Annotated in this window: 7 tRNA genes; all 7 read left to right on the top strand. The window is 50.5% G+C overall.

The window, feature by feature from the left end:
• Positions 1-33 precede the first annotated feature (33 nt).
• The 7 genes from NML76_RS10200 to NML76_RS10170 all read left to right on the top strand — a co-directional run bounded on the left by NML76_RS10200 (position 34) and on the right by NML76_RS10170 (position 644).
• Positions 34-106, top strand: a tRNA-Val gene (locus NML76_RS10200).
• A gap of 2 nt (positions 107-108) precedes the next feature.
• A tRNA-Asp gene (locus NML76_RS10195) sits at positions 109-181 on the top strand.
• 24 nt (positions 182-205) lie between these two features.
• Positions 206-278 (top strand) — tRNA-Lys (locus tag NML76_RS10190).
• Between the two features lie 6 nt (positions 279-284).
• A tRNA-Leu gene (locus tag NML76_RS10185) sits at positions 285-366 on the top strand.
• Between the two features lie 17 nt (positions 367-383).
• Positions 384-456, top strand: a tRNA-Thr gene (locus NML76_RS10180).
• A 23-nt stretch (positions 457-479) separates the two neighbouring features.
• Positions 480-551, top strand: a tRNA-Gly gene (locus NML76_RS10175).
• 7 nt (positions 552-558) lie between these two features.
• A tRNA-Leu gene (locus NML76_RS10170) sits at positions 559-644 on the top strand.
• Positions 645-666: the final 22 nt, after the last annotated feature.

Raw genomic sequence — 666 nt, 5'->3', positions numbered from 1 at the left:
AGAGATTGAGCCTAGTAGATACTAGGCTCATTTGGGAGTTTAGCTCAGCTGGGAGAGCATCTGCCTTACAAGCAGAGGGTCAGCGGTTCGATCCCGTTAACTCCCATAGGTCCCGTAGTGTAGCGGTTATCACGTCGCCCTGTCACGGCGAAGATCGCGGGTTCGATTCCCGTCGGGACCGTTAAGATAATGAAAATTATTTTAAGACTCGTTAGCTCAGTTGGTAGAGCAATTGACTTTTAATCAATGGGTCACTGGTTCGAGCCCAGTACGGGTCATATTTTGCGGGTTTGGCGGAATTGGCAGACGCACCAGATTTAGGATCTGGCGCTTTACGGCGTGGGGGTTCAAGTCCCTTAACCCGCATAAGAGAATAATAATGAGCCGGCTTAGCTCAGTTGGTAGAGCATCTGATTTGTAATCAGAGGGTCGCGTGTTCAAGTCATGTAGCCGGCATTTTTTTATATAAAGAAAGCAATGCGAACGTAGTTCAGTGGTAGAACACCACCTTGCCAAGGTGGGGGTCGCGGGTTCGAATCCCGTCGTTCGCTTGAGGAGGCCGGGGTGGCGGAACTGGCAGACGCACAGGACTTAAAATCCTGCGATTGGTAACGATCGTACCGGTTCGATTCCGGTCCTCGGCATAGACAAAGGTTGAAAGAAGCA

Origin of the sequence: Streptococcus sp. CF8_Ac1-9, assembly GCF_024295565.1 — a bacterium.
Taxonomy (GTDB): Bacteria; Bacillota; Bacilli; order Lactobacillales; family Streptococcaceae; genus Streptococcus; species Streptococcus parasanguinis_X.
This window is presented reverse-complemented; position numbering and strand designations above follow the sequence as displayed.